This is a genomic window from Candidatus Protochlamydia sp. W-9 (assembly GCF_001950615.1).
GTDB classification, from domain to species: Bacteria; Chlamydiota; Chlamydiia; order Chlamydiales; family Parachlamydiaceae; genus Protochlamydia; species Protochlamydia amoebophila.
The window spans coordinates 13358-29615 of the sequence record NZ_BCPZ01000214.1; the positions used below are offsets into that span (position 1 = coordinate 13358).

At 34.0% G+C, this 16258-nt stretch carries 16 protein-coding genes and 1 tRNA gene; 9 read left to right on the forward strand and 8 right to left on the reverse strand.

The window, feature by feature from the left end:
- Positions 1-5 precede the first annotated feature (5 nt).
- Positions 6-78: transfer RNA gene (locus BU804_RS06595), tRNA-Arg, on the reverse strand.
- 141 nt (positions 79-219) lie between these two features.
- Entirely contained in the window at positions 220-618 is a 399-nt protein-coding gene (locus BU804_RS06600) for a hypothetical protein (protein WP_075883465.1), read from the reverse strand.
- A 447-nt stretch (positions 619-1065) separates the two neighbouring features.
- Here BU804_RS06600 and folK point away from each other — a divergent pair, with 447 nt between their 5' ends.
- Genes folK through lptB form a run of 5 tightly spaced genes read left to right on the forward strand, consistent with a single transcriptional unit; the run spans position 1066 to position 5340 of the window.
- Positions 1066-1581, forward strand: coding sequence for a 2-amino-4-hydroxy-6-hydroxymethyldihydropteridine diphosphokinase (gene folK / locus BU804_RS06605; protein ID WP_075883466.1), 516 nt, complete (start codon positions 1066-1068; stop codon positions 1579-1581).
- 29 nt (positions 1582-1610) lie between these two features.
- Positions 1611-2438: a 3-deoxy-8-phosphooctulonate synthase gene (gene kdsA / locus BU804_RS06610; RefSeq protein ID WP_075883467.1), complete on the forward strand. Its 828-nt coding sequence runs from the start codon at positions 1611-1613 to the stop codon at positions 2436-2438.
- 9 nt (positions 2439-2447) lie between these two features.
- A complete protein-coding gene (locus BU804_RS06615) occupies positions 2448-3080 on the forward strand; it encodes a hypothetical protein (RefSeq protein WP_075883468.1) in 633 nt (210 codons plus the stop codon).
- The gene (locus BU804_RS06620) at positions 3077-4600 is read left to right on the forward strand and encodes a hypothetical protein (RefSeq protein ID WP_075883469.1); all 1524 of its coding nucleotides are present in this window, start codon (positions 3077-3079) and stop codon (positions 4598-4600) included. Before BU804_RS06615 ends, BU804_RS06620 begins: the two co-directional genes overlap by 4 nt.
- Complete coding sequence (lptB, locus tag BU804_RS06625; RefSeq protein WP_011174915.1) at positions 4600-5340, forward strand: LPS export ABC transporter ATP-binding protein; 741 nt, start codon at positions 4600-4602, stop codon at positions 5338-5340. Before BU804_RS06620 ends, lptB begins: the two co-directional genes overlap by 1 nt.
- Before the next feature lie 71 nt (positions 5341-5411).
- On the opposite strand, the gene ndk (BU804_RS06630) is transcribed toward lptB, so the two are convergent.
- From ndk (BU804_RS06630) to ndk (BU804_RS06640), 3 genes are all read right to left on the reverse strand, one after another.
- Complete coding sequence (gene ndk, locus BU804_RS06630; protein WP_075883519.1) at positions 5412-5882, reverse strand: nucleoside-diphosphate kinase; 471 nt, start codon at positions 5880-5882, stop codon at positions 5412-5414.
- A gap of 287 nt (positions 5883-6169) precedes the next feature.
- Complete coding sequence (locus BU804_RS06635) at positions 6170-6748, reverse strand: anthranilate synthase component II (RefSeq protein ID WP_075883470.1); 579 nt, start codon at positions 6746-6748, stop codon at positions 6170-6172.
- A gap of 12 nt (positions 6749-6760) precedes the next feature.
- Positions 6761-7192: a nucleoside-diphosphate kinase gene (gene ndk, locus BU804_RS06640; RefSeq protein WP_011174918.1), complete on the reverse strand. Its 432-nt coding sequence runs from the start codon at positions 7190-7192 to the stop codon at positions 6761-6763.
- A 759-nt stretch (positions 7193-7951) separates the two neighbouring features.
- On the opposite strand from ndk (BU804_RS06640), the gene pheT reads away from it, so the two are divergent.
- Both pheT and BU804_RS06650 read left to right on the forward strand, forming a co-directional pair.
- On the forward strand, positions 7952-10351 hold the full coding sequence (gene pheT, locus BU804_RS06645) for a phenylalanine--tRNA ligase subunit beta (RefSeq protein ID WP_075883471.1): 2400 nt from the start codon (positions 7952-7954) through the stop codon (positions 10349-10351).
- Between the two features lie 33 nt (positions 10352-10384).
- Positions 10385-11338, forward strand: a complete 954-nt coding sequence (locus tag BU804_RS06650) for a toxin-antitoxin system YwqK family antitoxin (protein WP_075883472.1) — start codon at positions 10385-10387, stop codon at positions 11336-11338.
- A gap of 20 nt (positions 11339-11358) precedes the next feature.
- Here BU804_RS06650 and BU804_RS06655 read toward each other — a convergent pair whose 3' ends face one another.
- Both BU804_RS06655 and BU804_RS06660 read right to left on the reverse strand, forming a co-directional pair.
- On the reverse strand, positions 11359-11634 hold the full coding sequence (locus BU804_RS06655) for a 2Fe-2S iron-sulfur cluster-binding protein (protein ID WP_011174921.1): 276 nt from the start codon (positions 11632-11634) through the stop codon (positions 11359-11361).
- Positions 11622-12185, reverse strand: a complete 564-nt coding sequence (locus BU804_RS06660; RefSeq protein ID WP_143298948.1) for a hypothetical protein — start codon at positions 12183-12185, stop codon at positions 11622-11624. The genes BU804_RS06655 and BU804_RS06660 overlap by 13 nt, the downstream gene beginning before the upstream one ends.
- A 272-nt stretch (positions 12186-12457) precedes the next feature.
- On the opposite strand from BU804_RS06660, the gene BU804_RS06665 reads away from it, so the two are divergent.
- On the forward strand, positions 12458-12652 hold the full coding sequence (locus BU804_RS06665) for a hypothetical protein (protein WP_042281110.1): 195 nt from the start codon (positions 12458-12460) through the stop codon (positions 12650-12652).
- 605 nt (positions 12653-13257) lie between these two features.
- Positions 13258-13449, forward strand: a complete 192-nt coding sequence (locus BU804_RS06670; protein ID WP_039356673.1) for a hypothetical protein — start codon at positions 13258-13260, stop codon at positions 13447-13449.
- Between the two features lie 30 nt (positions 13450-13479).
- Here BU804_RS06670 and BU804_RS06675 read toward each other — a convergent pair whose 3' ends face one another.
- Positions 13480-16215, reverse strand: coding sequence for a DEAD/DEAH box helicase (locus BU804_RS06675; RefSeq protein WP_226996155.1), 2736 nt, complete (start codon positions 16213-16215; stop codon positions 13480-13482).
- Positions 16216-16258: the final 43 nt, after the last annotated feature.

A 16258-nucleotide genomic window follows, 5' to 3' on the forward strand; every position in this document is an offset into this window, starting at 1 on the left:
CAAATCGGACCGAGTAGGATTCGAACCTACGACCACCCGCTTAGAAGGCGGGTGCTCTATCCACTGAGCTATCAGTCCAGAAAGGTTTATCGAAGGCTTATTCTAGCCAATTGCAATAAAACCTAAAATGTTAACTTGAAGGCTTGTTATTTTCAAGAATTTTCGACTGCTCAGTAATTTCTTTTTGTAAATTGTTGACGATTTGATTGCATTTAAAATTTAATGAGATTGTTGAAGTCTTTGAATTTGCCTTTGAAGTTCGGCTGAATTTTTATAAATCTGCCAACAGTGTTTTCCTATGTGAAGTAAACCAATTGAACCCATGAGGAAATTTCCTTTTTTCCCAATAAGATTTAATCGGGAAAGGACAAGTGTTAAAGTGGAAAAACACAGTGAATGAGTAAAAATGTATATGTGATGAGAACGCAAATTATCTTGATTACGCATTAAAGTATTTATCGAGTGAAATAACAATTTGTCGGCTAAGCAATAAACTCCAAAGATGGTGGCTGTCAATTCTGCATTGATATGGAATAATTTACCGTAAACAAAACCAGTTAACGTGTCAATAGTTAGACTAATAGGTAATGTAGAGACTTGTGGCAGTGCTTTTAGCATAAAAAACTCCAATTCTTAATGGTTAAGCTTGATTTGGTTTTCTCTTTGAATTGCCAGGGTGTTTGGTTTTGTACTAGCACAGCTTTTCATTCGCCGGCTATTCCCTAAACTTTCATAGTTAAAATCAACTTTAGTAAATAGTATAAAATTTAAATTCAAAAAATTCAAAAACAAAATTTTATATTGTAATTAGAATGAACTATATAAATGTAAAAATAATTAAACAACTAAAATGAATGATACTTGTTTAAAGATTTATTGATTTAAAATTTATCACTTCGAAACACTTTTTTGTTAAAAAGGTTTTTTTTTATTTGATGTCTCTCTAAAATTGTGTTTTTCACAAAAACAATATTAAGTGAATTGATTGACCTAAGTTTAATCAGGAGATTTTAGTTGAGGGATATCAGCTAGAGAATAATTTGAAACTTAGAAAAGCAGGGACTATTGTTGCAAATCGTTTATTTAGGAATTGGGGGCAATCAAGAGGAAACTTTAAAAGCTATAGAAAAAGCTCTTAATGAACTTGCTCTATTTTCAGAAGAAGCCTTTGAAATTTCGAAATTATATAAAACCTCACCCGTTGGAGATAAAAATCAAAACAATTTCACTAATTTAGTTTGCCGATTGCACACTTCATTTGATCCGAAGTTTTTACTAAAAAAAATTGAATTGCTTGAAAAGAAATTAGGTAAAACACCTAAACCGAAGTGGGCTTCTCGCCTCATTGATATCGATATTCTTTTTTATGGAGATATCATTTATTCCGATGAAGCATTGCAAATTCCTCATCTACATTGGCAAGAAAGATTATTTGTTTTGATTCCTCTGCTAGATTTAACTCCAACAATTTCTATTCGTGAAGGTAAACAATCGAAAAATTATGATTTGAGAGTAATGATACAAAATCTCACATTTGATTCTTCAGATTGGGTAATTCCATTAAACGATTCTAATACTTAAAGATTTTTTATCTCTATTAAAGGTTGAATATGCGTCGAATTGTTGTTAAAGATTTTGCGATAGGTCCTAAAGAACCTCTCGTTATCATGTCTGGTCCTTGTGTAATCGAAAGCGAAACGCATTGCTTAAAAGCTGCAGAAACGCTAAAAAATATGTTTGAAAAATATAACGTTTCTTTAATTTTTAAATCTAGCTACGATAAGGCTAATCGATCTGCGTATGATTCTTTTAGAGGACCCGGTCTAGAAGAAGGTCTTCGTATTTTAGAACGTATACAAAAAGAGTTCGGTTTAGCAGTCGTTACAGATGTTCATTCCCCCCAAGAAGCAACTACTGCTGGTTCAGTTTGTGAAATAATTCAAATTCCAGCTTTTTTGTGTAGACAAACAGATCTTATTTTAGCTGCAGCCCAAACAGGAGCGATTGTTAGTATTAAAAAAGGGCAATTTTTAGCTCCTTGGGATATGGAAAATGTCATCAAAAAAATGGAATCCGGTGGAAATTCTAATATTATCTTAGTCGATCGCGGAACAACTTTTGGTTATAATAATCTTATCAGTGATATGCGAGGGATTCCAATTATGCAAGAATTGGGTTATCCTGTGTGCTTTGATGCTACGCATTCAGTGCAAAAACCTGGAGGCTTAGGTTCTAAGTCTGGTGGGGACCGAGAATTTATTCCGATTCTAGCAAAAGCAGCATTGGCTGCGGGAGCCAATTGTTTATTTATTGAATCTCATCCAAATCCTTCTGAGGCTAAAAGTGATGCTGCTTCTGTAATGGATTTCAAAGATCTAGATCAATTACTGCCTCAATTTAAAGAGCTCTATGAACTTATTCAGAAGCAAGGTAAGTAGGTTGAAGCAATGTTTAAAAAAAGAAAAATTGCTCTAATAGGCATTCTAATAAATTTGATTTTTGGGGGAATTTGGTTTTATAGCGCTCCTTCTGCGGATGATGTTCGCAATTATCGAAAGTTAATGGAGTATAGTGATAGATCTTTCAAAAAAAATGAAAAGCACAATAAGGCCTTTGAAACACAACAAAATCGTACACAAGTGACAAAGCAAATACTTTTTATGAAAGACCAAGCGCGTTTACAGTGGCGTTTAATGAGTGAAAAATCTGAACTTAAATTATCTCAAATTGAAAATGCAATAGAACTTGTTGAATTTTTTACGGATGTAACTTGCCAATGTCAAGAACAATTGGATGCTTGTTCAAATACAGATCTTTCTTGCCATCCTAGTCAATTATTACGTTATTTAAGAGCTAAAAAAGCGACTTATCACTATCAAACAGAACAATTGACAGCTGATGATGTGCAATTAGCACGTTACAAAATTAGGGGTCATCAATGGATTAACGATTTACAAGCGTTTCATCCTTGGATGAAAGGAAGTGCTAAAAGAATTCAACTTTCTTTTTCTCAGAATGATCGTTCATTTACTGCCCAAGATTTGCAAGCAGCCTTTCAGGATTGGGGCGAACTATTGTGAGAATTTTTTTGTGTACAGCTCTATATTCTATTTTGATCTTTCATTTCCCTATGATAAGTCAAATCCATCAAAGCTTTGACGAGCAAATTGTTATTCATTCAGGCGAGGCTAAATATAATGGAAAAGATATCCATTTAATAGGACAAGTCACGATTCAGTACGGGCTTGGAAAAATTTCTGCTCAGCGTTTGTCTATATCTCCTTCTCAATCAGATCTTAAGAAAGAATTTTCATTCTTTCATATTCGTGACAATGTGTTAATTGAATTTCAGGGTGGAGGAGAGATTGTTTGCCAGGAAGCAGAAATTGATTATTCTCAATTAAAGGGACATTTTAAAGGCAACACAATCTATCCTGACGTTATTTATAAAAATCATGGGGTGAAAGATCATGAAAGAGGCTCTCTTATTATTAAAAGCTTGGAAATGGAAGTTGCTTTAGCTAGGATCCCCATATCAGAAAATCAAGTTTTAAAAACTGTTGTTAAAGGTCTAGAAGCTAAGCATCACGTTCGTGCTCACTATTTAGATGATTATATTTTGTTAGCTGATCGGGCTTTTTTTGAATGTTTACAAACAAATAGGTCTGAAGGAATTCTTACCTTATTTGCAAAAGAGCAGCAACCTTATTGCTTATTGACCAATAGAAGTGGCGATCATATTCAAGCAGAAAAAATCAAGATGGTGACAATTCAAAAAAAATTGTTTTTAAATAAACCGAAAGGAAGTCTTCACCATCAAGGAAAAAACTCATTGAGACAGAAGCTTGATTTTAGTGCTGATGAATTGGTGTGGGATCAATCTTCGCAACGTTTGATTTTAAAAGGAAATGTAAAAGTTTATCAAAATCAAGTTTTTCAACTTGATACGAAACAAGAATTAATTATTGAACAGCAAATTTTAAATGGGCAAAAAACCCTTCGTTCGATGATTTCTCCCAAACAGACGACTTTGATATATGACTATGATTCGCAAAAAGAGCTTTCGTATAAAATTATAAGTCCAGGAAAATTAGTTATTGATCACGAAAATTTTGTGACAACAATAGAAGGTTTAAAAGATAAAGAAGGGAATTTAGTCATAGGCGAACAAGTCTATTTTGAAAATTCTTTTGGAGATATATATGCAGATCAAGTTTATATTTCCTACGAATGGAAAAATCAACGGCTAGACCCATCAAAAATAATTTTAACGGGTAATATTAAACTAATGAATCGCTACGATGGTTTATCTCAGGGAACAGGTTCTATTCTTCAGTATGCGATGGCAGATCAGGTAGAATATTTTCCAGATTCACATGAAATGACTCTTTTTGGAAAAAATGGGCATCGTGTTCTTTTTTTTGATAAAGTGAATAATGTTCAAATAAGTGCCCCTGCCTTGAGAATTCGAAATAATAAGAAAAATCACAAAAAATCATTTCAAGGCATTGGAGATGTGCGTTTTACTTTTATTGAAAAAGAGCTAAGTCAATTTAAACAGCGTTTTAGCTTAGATGATCATACAAAACAGGAGGAATGATGAGCCTTAATGCTTATTCCATTTGTTTAGACGTTCGGAATATTGTTAAAAAATACAATGGAAAAAGAGTTGTTAATGAACTTTCATTCCAAGTTCTTCGAGGGGAAATTGTTGGATTATTAGGACCCAATGGAGCAGGTAAAACAACAGCCTTTTACATGACAGTTGGGTTGATTCGTCCTGATCACGGAAAGGTTTATTTTCAAGAAGTTGATGTTACTCATTATCCTATGCATCAACGTGCAAGAATGGGTATGGGGTATTTGGCTCAAGAACCCTCTGTCTTTCGAAGTCTTACTGTAGAGCAAAATATTTTATGCATTTTAGAAAGTTTACCTTTGTCAAAGCAAGAAAGAAAAAATAAATTAGAAGAGCTTTTGGGTGAACTACATCTTGAACATTTAGCAAAAAAAAATGCTGCTACTTTATCAGGAGGAGAAAGACGTCGAGTGGAGATTACAAGAGCTTTAGTGACGAATCCTTCTTTATTAATGTTAGATGAACCATTTGCAAATATCGACCCTTTATCTATTCAAGAAGTTAAACATTTAGTTCAAATTCTTTCTCAAAAAGGAATTAGTATTCTAATCACTGATCATAATGCGCGGGAAATTTTTTCTGTTGTGCATAAAAGTTATTTAGTTCAAGAAGGAAAAGTTATTTTAGAGGGTGTCGTAGATGATCTCATCCAAAATGAAGTTGCCAAAAAAACTTATTTAGGGTCAGACTTTAGGATGTAGTCAAAATACTTGAGTATTAAAAATGACAAATTTGTAAAACCTCAAGTATTTTTTATTTACAGAGCTAAAAATTAACGGTGAGTTATTTCATCTGGTTTAAAGAAAAATAAAACTTCTTCTTCGGCAGTTTCTGAGCTATCTGATCCATGTACAGCATTGCGTGACACAGACTCTGCAAAATCAGCACGCAGGGTTCCTTTTTCAGCTTTTTTAGGATCTGTAGCGCCCATGAGTTCTCTATTTTTGGCGATTGCTTGGTTGCCTTCGAGCACCATCACTACAACAGGACCGGAGGACATAAAATTAACTAAATCATTGTAAAAAGGTCGATCCTTATGAATAGCGTAGAATTTACTTGCTTGATCTTTTGTCAACGTAGTCATTTTAATGGCAGCAATTTTTAATCCGGCTTGTTCGAAACGAGAAATAATTTCTCCAATATAGTTATTTTGAACCGCATCAGGTTTGATAATAGAAAGTGTTTGTTCCGAAGCAAACGTTGGTTTTTGTTGAGTTAAAGTTGGGTGAGTAGTTTCAGTAATCTTAGGATATACTTGAGAAGTTTGTGAAGCACTTATTTGAGACTCTTCTTTAGGTGTTGGAGAATGAGCTTGATATTGATTATCGTCATCTTCATCGTCATCATACCAATCTTCATCATCTTCATCGTCTTGATTTTTATGTTGATTATCTTCAGCTAGAGTATATTGCGGATTTGTGGTCTCTGCTGATAGACCAGGTAAGGCAAAAGTAAAAATAAATAAAGTTATTAAGCGGTAAATATTCATTTGAATCCCCATTAGAAATTTAAAAATCGTTTAATTCGAGGTTATAACGTCAATAATGGCTTGTCAAGAAAATTTCTTAAAAGAGAAAATCCATGTTCTGTCATGATAGATTCTGGGTGAAATTGAACGCTTTCAATATCATAAAAATGATGTCGAAGACCCATGATTTCCCCCTCTTTCGTTATTGCTGAGATATCTAAACAATGTGGCAAATTGTCATGTTTAACGATTAAGGAATGATAACGTGTAGCTTTAAAAGATTGAGGGATGTGTCTAAAAATCCCTTGCGAGTCATGGTAGATGAAACTACTTTTACCATGCATAGGATAAGCGGCTTTGACGACTTTTCCACCGTAAGCTTCTGCCAATACTTGGTGTCCTAGACAGATGCCTAAAATAGGTAAGTAGCCTGCCATTTTTCGAATTAAATGCTGAGAAATGCCGGCTTCTGAAGGTGTGCCTGGCCCTGGCCCAATCACTAAGTGAGTGGGGCGCAGAGTGAGGCAGTCAGAAAGAGATAAACCTTGATTTCTTAATACTTTGACATCAGATCCAAGCATTTGGAAGTATTGGACCAAATTATAAGTAAAAGAATCAAAATTATCGATAAAAAGGAGCACATCAATACTTATTTAACGTTTTCTTGCGCAAACGTCTTGAGATTTAAAAAAGTATTCAATTTCTGTTTTTGCTGTTTCCGCAGCATCAGAACCGTGAACAGCATTTTCATCGATTGTTTGTGCAAAATCTGCACGAATTGTGCCAGGAGCAGCTTTTTTAGGATCTGTTGCTCCCATAATTTCACGGTTTTTATTGATGGCATTTTCACCTTCAAGGACCATGATCATCACAGGCCCCGTTGTCATAAAACCAACTAAATCTTCGAAGAAAGGGCGCCCTTTATGAACAGCATAAAATCCTTCAGCATCTTTTCTATCTAATTGTTTCATTTTCGCAGCAACAATACGTAAACCAGCTTTTTCAAAGCGAGCAATGATTTCGCCAATGTGATTGTTACCTACTGCGTCAGGCTTGATGATAGAAAGAGTACGTTCCAACGTCATGAGATCTCCTTAAATGATTTTGTGTAATTCATAGTCAACTCTATGTTTTGACCTTCTTTATTTGAATGCCAATAACTATATCTAAAGCTTACAAAAAAATCACGTGCGAGAATAGTAAAAATCTAAATTTTGGATTTAATAATTTGAAAAATCATTTGAATAATGTGGCTGATAGCAATAGTAGGGATACATCAAAACGTATATGCCTTAGATAAATAATAAGCATATATATTGTTTTGATTGATGATTGTTTAAACCAAATTAAAATTTTAGATAATAACATTGATATTTAATCTAACCAAATCTAAAAGATTTTAATCAGATTTTTTTAATTCCAAAGAAGCATTATTACCAATCAACTTTTGTTGATAGAATCAAATAGAATTTTTTATCCCCCTTTAATAATAGCCATTTTTCTTAAAATTTGACGGCCGATCTAAGATTTTTTATTTCTTTCTAGTATTTGATATTATCACTAGCACGTGGATTTAGCGAAAGTGTACAATTAAGTAGTGATTCAAAAGAACTCCTAATCTCTATCTTTTTTCTTTTTCCAATCTATAGAGTATGGTATGTTACCTTGAGGAATCACTCGAATAGACTTACTTTTAAGACACTCATAAATAATATTTTATCGTAATAACCAATTCAATTTTATGATAAAATGTTTTTAATATCTCCTCGAGCTTCTCAATTAGAAGAATCTATTCAGAATGAAAAGCATTTAATCCTTAAAATCTAAATCTATGTTTGGTCATTATGCGTATACCTTTATCTTGGCTTAAAGAATATATTGATTTGAATCTTGAACCTGTTGAAATAGCTAAAATTTTGACAATGGCTGGTCTAGAAGTAGATGGCTATGAAGAGATAGGAAAGGGATTTTCGGGAGTTATTGTGGGAGATGTTTTGGAAGTAGAAAAACATCCTAATGCTGATAAACTCCTTATTGCTTTGGTAAGTGATGGAAAAGAAATTCATCAAGTGGTTTGTGGAGCTTCTAATTGTCGAAAAGGATTAAAAACAGCATTTGCACCTGTTGGAGCTTCTCTGATTGATGAAGGGAAAGAGTTTAAAATAAAAAAAGGAAAGTTAAGAGGAATTGAATCAAACGGCATGCTTTGCTCGGCCAAAGAACTACAGATATCAAATGAAGATGATGGAATTATGGAACTTCCAGAGCATCTACAAGCAGGAACAGCATTAGATACGCTTTATTCGGATACCATTTTTGAAATTTCTTTAACGCCTAATTTGGGGCATTGTGCAAGTATTGTTGGTGTAGCTCGGGAGTTATCTGCAGCGACAGGCCATCCTCTTCGTTATCCTCATTTGGTTTTTAAAGAAGAGGGAAATCTTATTAATAACAGTCTTACACTTGATATTGAAGCGAAAGAAGCTTGTTCAAGATACACTTGCCGGGTGATTAAAAATGTGGAAGTAGGTGCTTCTCCAGATTGGTTAAAAGCAAAAATCGAAAAGAGTGGTCTTCGCAGTGTAAATAATATTGTTGATGTAACTAATTATGTATTGTTAGAAATGGGCCATCCTTTGCATGCCTTTGATTACGATCTTGTCAAAGGAAAAAAAATTGTTGTTAGAATGGCTCAAGAAGGAGAAATTTTTGAGACTTTGGATGGGAAAGAGCGAATTTTAAAAGATTCTCACTTAGTGATTGCTGATTCAGAAAAGCCCATAGCTATTGCTGGCGTGATGGGAGGGCGCAATAGCGAAGTGAACGAGAAAACAACCAATATTATTTTAGAATCTGCTTTTTTTGATTCTATTTTTGTGCGAAAAACAAGCAAACAATTAGGATTGCAAACAGATGCTTCTAAGCGATTTGAAAGGGGCACTGACCCAAACCAACTGATTTCGGTTCTTAATCGTGCAGCCATGTTAATTCAAATGGTGGCTGGAGGAATAATTGAAGATTCTATTATAGATGAGCAAACGAAAGACTTTCTAGAATTGACAATTCGATGCAGACTATCTCGAATAAACCAGATATTGGGGACAACACTTAGCCGAGGAGAAGTTGAAGCTATTTTTCAAAGTTTAGGATTCCATTATCAGTGGGATGGACAAAATAGTTTTATGGTATGCGTGCCTACTTACCGAACTGATGTTAAAGAAGAAATTGACCTCATTGAAGAAGTTGCTCGTATCTATGGCTACGATCACATTCCAAGAAACGGTGGTCGTTATCAAACGTCCAAATTACCTGATGCACCGATTTATTTATTCGAAAAAGAAATTCAATCATGTTTGATTGCAGAAGGGCTACAGGAATTTATTACATGTGATTTGATTGGGCCAACTTTGGTCAATGTCGTGCAAAAACTTTCTATGCCTGCAGAAGCAATTGTCAAAGTTCTAAATCCTACGTCAATAGAACAATCAATTTTGAGACCATCTTTATTACCCGGACTTTTACAAGTTGTCAAATACAATTTGGATCATCAAAACCATCAAATCAATGGCTTCGAAATTGGGCGGATCCATTTTAAAGACGGCGATCAATATCAAGAACAATCTGTTGTTGGAATTCTTTTATCAGGCTTTTCTCAACCCTATCATTTTGAAGAGAAAAAACGAGAGTATGATTTTTATGATTTGAAAGGAATCATAGAAAACCTTTTGAAAGAACTAGGAATTGAAAAACCGCAATTTAAAAATTTAGATCTTAAAACTTTTCATTCTGGGCGGCAGGCTTCTTTGTTTGTAGATGAACTTGAGGTAGGTTCTTTTGGAGAAGTTCATCCTAGTATTCAAAGGCGTTTAGATGTTTCTCAGCGTATCTTATTTGGAGAGTTTAATTTACATGACTTAATGCAAGTGGCAACTAAACTTGAAAAAGTCAAACCTTTAGCTATTTATCCTGGTTCTGAACGCGATTGGACTTTCACAATCAAGACGTCTGTGTCTTTTGCTGAAATTATCAAAGCCATTCATGAGCAAAAATCTGATCTATTAGAAAATGTATTGTTATTAGATATTTACCGAAGCGAAAAACTGACAGTTGGTCATCAAAATATGACTCTGCGATTTGTTTATCGGGATTTTTCTAAAACAATTGCACAAGAAGTTGTAGAAAATGAGCATCAACGATTAAAAACAGCAGTTTCTCAAAAGTTTGCTAATGATCTTAAACAATAATTTGAGAAAATTCTCATTCAATTGGAGCATTATATGAAGAGTTCATTTTTCTTATCTTCTACTTTGTTATGTCTATTAGTTTCTACCTCTTGTCAAACTCATCGTCATCCTGAAGATGTCGTTTATGAAACATATGTTCATCGCTACGGAGTAGAATTGCCGGCTGAAGACTGGTCTTCTCGTGGACAACATGGTCAAGTCTTATCTACACGCCGTGATGGTGTGGTCGTTTCAAAAACCTATGAATCAGGGATATTGCATGGAGAAGTAACTTATACATTCCCTCATCGTGAATGCGTTGAAAAAAAAGAAGTTTATGATCAAGGGAATTTAATTCAAGAAACTTACTATTATGCGAATGGAATGCCAAAACAACAAATAGATTATCGATCTGCCGATCAATATTCTGTCATTTCTTGGTATGAAGGAGGAGCGCCTCAGTCCAAAGAGGAGTTTAACGAGCAAGGATTAGTTAAGGCCGATTATTATAACTTAGCCAACCAAATAGAATCTTCTGTGCAAGATGGGTTTGGTAAGCGAATAGTGCGGGATAGCTATGGACTTCTTCACTCAGTGGACCAAATCCAAGATGGGCAAATGACAATGCGAACAACCTATCATCCTAACGGAACCCCTGCAGCTTATACTCCTTATGTGAATGGTGTCATTCAAGGAGAAAGAAAGACTTATACCATGTCTGGGGAACCAATTTCGATTGAACAATGGAAAAATAATTGCCAACATGGAAATACCATTGTTTTTGAAAATGGAGAAAAATATGCAGATCTTCCTTATGTAGAAGGGCGTCCACATGGTATTGAATATCGATATCGCAATGGGAATCAAGTTGTTCAAAAAAGAACCTGGGTTAACGGAAGAAAACATGGTCCTTGTTATAATTATGTAGGAACAACGACTCAAACAGATTGGTATTTTAAAGACCGTCCAGTTAATAAACCTACTTATGATATGTTATCCAATCAATAGCAGATTCCTTAAGGTTGTCATTAATCAATGACAACCTCTCCAAAAATTGCACATTGACAAGCTAAACGATAGTTGGCGTCCAACCGTTTAGTTGTTAAAGTGGCTGTTTCTTCTTGAGTCTTTTTCGAAAGATTTTCCATTCCTTTAACTACTTTAATGGCGCAAACAGCACATAGCCCTTTGGTACAACCAAAACGGAAAGGAAGAGAACAATTCAATTGATAAGCTTTTAATAACTCTAATCCTTGTTTAATATGATATATTTTTTTATTTCGTAGACTGATTAAAGATGGCATAATTTTAACCGATTACAAGCAAAGGTGTTTGCATATCCTACTCTTCTGATAAAGAGAAGTAAACTTTTCCGTTTCTGGGTTGTTTGATATGGTTTTATCATGACAAGACGATTTTCTAGATTGAATAGAACAAATCTATTAAAGGCATTTTGTTTGTTTTGATAATACAATTTTTGAAAAGCTAAGAGAAGGCCATGAATAGAGCGAATTTCACAAAATGTACAGTTTTGGTTATGAAAACAATGGGCTTTGAAAAAAATAGCGCGGCCTTTTTGATTACGTAATAAACACTGAATTTGTGTGGATCCTTTGTTAAGTCGTTTCCTTTGCCAAGCATTTTGATGAATAGGGTTTAGATAGCGAAAATCTAGCAACAGTAGGGAGTCAAAAATGATCTTTTCAAAGGCACTGAAATTGTATTTTTCTATGAAATACCATTTTCCATAAGACTCAGTAACTATTTTATAGCTGTAAGAGCTTACTTCATTCAAAAAGTTTAGACTTTTTGGTCTTCCTTCTTTCCAATAATAATTTTGATAATTTTTATGCAAGCTGATCACCAACGCTTTATCTGTAAGATGAAGGGTAACTTAAGGGAGTAACTCTTTTAAATGCAATTCAAATTGTGGAATTTGAGGTTAGTTTAAACAAAGTTCATGCTTCGATTTTCCACCCTACCTCTATTTTAATTTGTCGCTTTCTTCAAAATAACTTCTTGTTAAATCGCGAACAAACTCAATTCAATAAATCATGAAGTAGCTCTACAATTTTATTTGGCATAGGATTTGCATTGATTTGGTATTCCAGAAAAAGGAGGAATCCCATGAATAAGGCACAGTTAGAAAAAAAAATAGCTTACCTTGAATTTGTTCATGACCAATTAGAAACAGAGTTAGTTTACGTTGATAGCTTACTCAAATCTGTTGGATTTCCTCACGGTCTCGCATCTGCTAAAGAAGTTGCTTTGGAATTATTACAAAATGCTGAAGCTGAAAATGAAAAAGGGCATGAAATTTAAACATTTCCTTTTTTATGTTTAGGTATTACTAGAAGGGGTTTTAGTATTTGAAACCCGTAAGAATGGGAAAAAAATAAAAAAGAAAACTTTTAAAATTTATTTAAAAAAATTAAATTTTTTCAGCACGAATAGATTTTTAAAAATAATCTTAATTTCTAAAAATAAGTAGATTAAAGTAAAATTTCGTAAGTTTTACCTGATTTTGATTAGATCTTTATCAATTGTTAATATAATTACGGTTTTATAGGCCTTTCATCAATGCTAAATTATTAATATGACTAATAAACTAATAATAGCACCCTGGCAAGTCAGTAAGACTCACTACTAATAATAACTGATACCAGGGTTTATGATTCTGATAAAAAAGTAAAATATTAAGTAGATTAATAAAAATTTAGCAGCCTCTTAATCAATAATTAATATATTGTGTGTGTAATAAAGTTTTATCAATGCCATTATAGTTTAATAGATTCATAATAGGTCATAGTAGCCCTGAGCTTTTATAATATATAATAACCCTAAGCTCGGGGTTTGGTTTTTTTGATGAATCAGTCGAAGATGGCATACCACATGCATAAATAGTCATGTACACCTTGGAGGTGAATATGAAAAAGACAGATCTTCTTAAAAAAGTAGCTTATTTGGAATCTCTTAATGATCATTTACTAACTGAATTAGGTTATGTAGATCATCTAATGAGATTAGTTGGCTTCGCAGGTGGTCTTGAAACAGTCAAAGTTACAGCTCGCGAGCTTTATGAATCAGAGCAAGAAAATAATGCGGATTTTAATGGTTAATAAGAGGGTGTAGAAAATTATCATCCAAAATTAACTAATTAAATAGCGCAAATCTTCAATGGTTAATTGAGTGGGAGCCGCTTCGATATCAAAAATGTCATCAACCAGCGTTCTTTTAGCGGCTTTCAGCTTCATCATTTTTTCTTCAATGCTCTCAATAACAACGAAACGCTTGGCGATCACTTGCTCCTGGCGTCCAATGCGGTGGGCTCGATTAATAGCTTGTTCTTCGACGGCTTCATTCCACCACGGATCGTAAAGTATTACATAGTCTGCAGCAGTTAAATTTAATCCAACACCCCCAGCTTTTAAACTGATAAAGAAAATAGATTGTTCCAGGTTTTCTTGAAATTCAGTTACGACTTTTTCTCTATTTTGAGTACTTCCATCTAAATAAGCGTACGTCCAACCTTGCTGATTAGCATAGCGTGTCATTAATTTTAACATCGAAGTGAATTGACTATAAACAAGAACTTTTCGTCCTTTCTCTCTGATTGTTTGTAAATCTTGAATTAAAAGATCAAATTTGGCGCTAGTTATTAAATCTTCTTTTTCCTCTATTATCGACGAAACAAGAAGGGGGTGGCAACAAATCTGACGGAGACGGAGAATAGCTTCTAGAACTTCTAATCGATGTTTAGTAATCCCTTCAGCTTCAATTTTCTTAAATAAATTTCCCTTAAAATTAGCTAAAAACTGTTCATAATGCTGCCTTTGAGACTCACTCATTTCGATCCAAACAATTTGATCAATACGGGCAGGCAGGTCTTTAGCCACTTCTTGTTTCTGTCTTCTGAGAATAAAAGGGGCCACTTTTTTCTTAATACGATCGAGATAACGTCGATCAGCACTTGCTGCTTGAATATCTGCATTAAAACTTTCTTCTGCACCAAAAAGATCAGGAATTAGAAAATGAAAATGAGACCAAAGTTCTCCAAGATGATTTTCAATAGGCGTGCCGGTGATACACAACCTAAAGTGAGAGGATAATGAACAAGCTGCTTGAAATGTTTGCGTATGAGCATTTTTAATTTGTTGAGCCTCATCTAAAATGAGTGTACTTAGATCTAATTTTTGTAAGAGAGAAAGATCTAATCTTAACGTAGTATAAGAAGTCAAGATAATCGAATAGTTTTGCAAAATCTCTATAGAATTTGCACGCTGAGAACCTTGGTGAATATAGCATGAACATGAAGGTAAAAAGCGACAAATTTCATTTTTCCAATTAAAAAGTAAGGATGTAGGAACAACAATCAAATGTTTAGATTCGGAAGAGAACCGAGAAATAAAGGCCAGTACTTGGACTGTTTTTCCAAGTCCCATTTCGTCTGCTAAAATTCCATGGAATCCATAGTTAAATAAAAAAGAAAGCCAGTTTAATCCCTCTTGTTGATAAGGCCTTAAATGTCCTTCAAAAGAAGGGGTAGGTAAAGCAGTTTCTACTCCTTTAAAATTTTCCCACTTTTGTTTAAAAATGGATAGTGTAGAAGGAAGTTCTGGTCGATCAAATAACGAAGAAAGAGCACCAATATGACTTTTTTTGATATGTACTTCTTGTCCAATGATTTCTCCTTCTTCCGCAAGTTCTTTTAATTCTTGTACAGAATGTAACTCTGGAAGAAGGCCGACTGTGCCTGGATTTAGTTGTATAAATCGTTCTCGTCGATTAAAAGCTCCTAATACGGAACTGACGTCGGCTTCATGAGTTTCGTAGCGAACGGAGCCTTTAATTTTTATCATTTGAGGGGCATCTTCCAATTTTAAATTAATATGATCTTGTTTAATGACACGGTTTTCTTTCCAATCTAAAATCACCCAACCAATTTCTAATAAGAAAGTGAGACTTTTGGCAACCTTATCAAGAGGGCAATAATAGTGAGAGGTCCCTACATTTTTCTTGATGAAATTCGTTTCTAATAGATCTTTTTCAAAATTTTTTTCGGCTTCTTCTTGACGTTTAAAAGGAGTTTTTTTTAAGTCATGAAAAGCAATTTTTAACCCATTTCCATAATTTAACCAAAGATCTGCAAAGCCACCGGAGCGATCTTTTAAAATGAGAAAAGGGAGAGGTTCAGTTTGTTTATAGAGATTTTCAATGGAATGACCTTTTATCATCAATTGCGGAGAATCAGAATCATTTTCTTCAAACTCTTCTAAAAAAGCAGCTTTTTGTGAACCTTCCAAGATCCAAGGCCGTGTTTGATAAGCATGTTGAAGCTCTTTCCATGAGATAAAGGTTGTAATTCCTTTTAAAGAAATCCCTCGTACAAACCAGACAGGTTTACCAGGTCCGATACAATCACAACTGGCGATGTCAATATCTTGATCACGCCATTTCAAATGGCCTTTTATTTCTATTTGGCTGGTATTTAAAGGAAATACTTCATAATAAAATTCAACTTTCCCAACAAAATCGACAACCAGTTGCTTATTGTTTAAATAAATTTTTTGCAAAGACCCTAGAAGATTTAAGTAATTGACCGCTTGATTTGAAGAAATATGGAAAAAAGGAGAGGTCGTAGTTTCTAGAGAAGGGGAACGTCCTATGAGTTTGGTTTGATAGTTAACCTCTTCTTTAAAAAGGGATGTAAAAATTTCTTTTTCGCGATCTTGTTGAATAGACGCTTTCCATTTGGCTAAATTTTTGGTTAAGGGATAATGCAGGCGATGATGATAACCTTCTTTTATCACTTCTGTTAATTTAAGAGTCAAAAATCCGGTTTTATTCATCTCTTCAATGTCTAATGTGTAACCAATTTCATTCATGAATAAAGCCTTGATTTGTTATAGTGTTAGAAAAATAAACAAA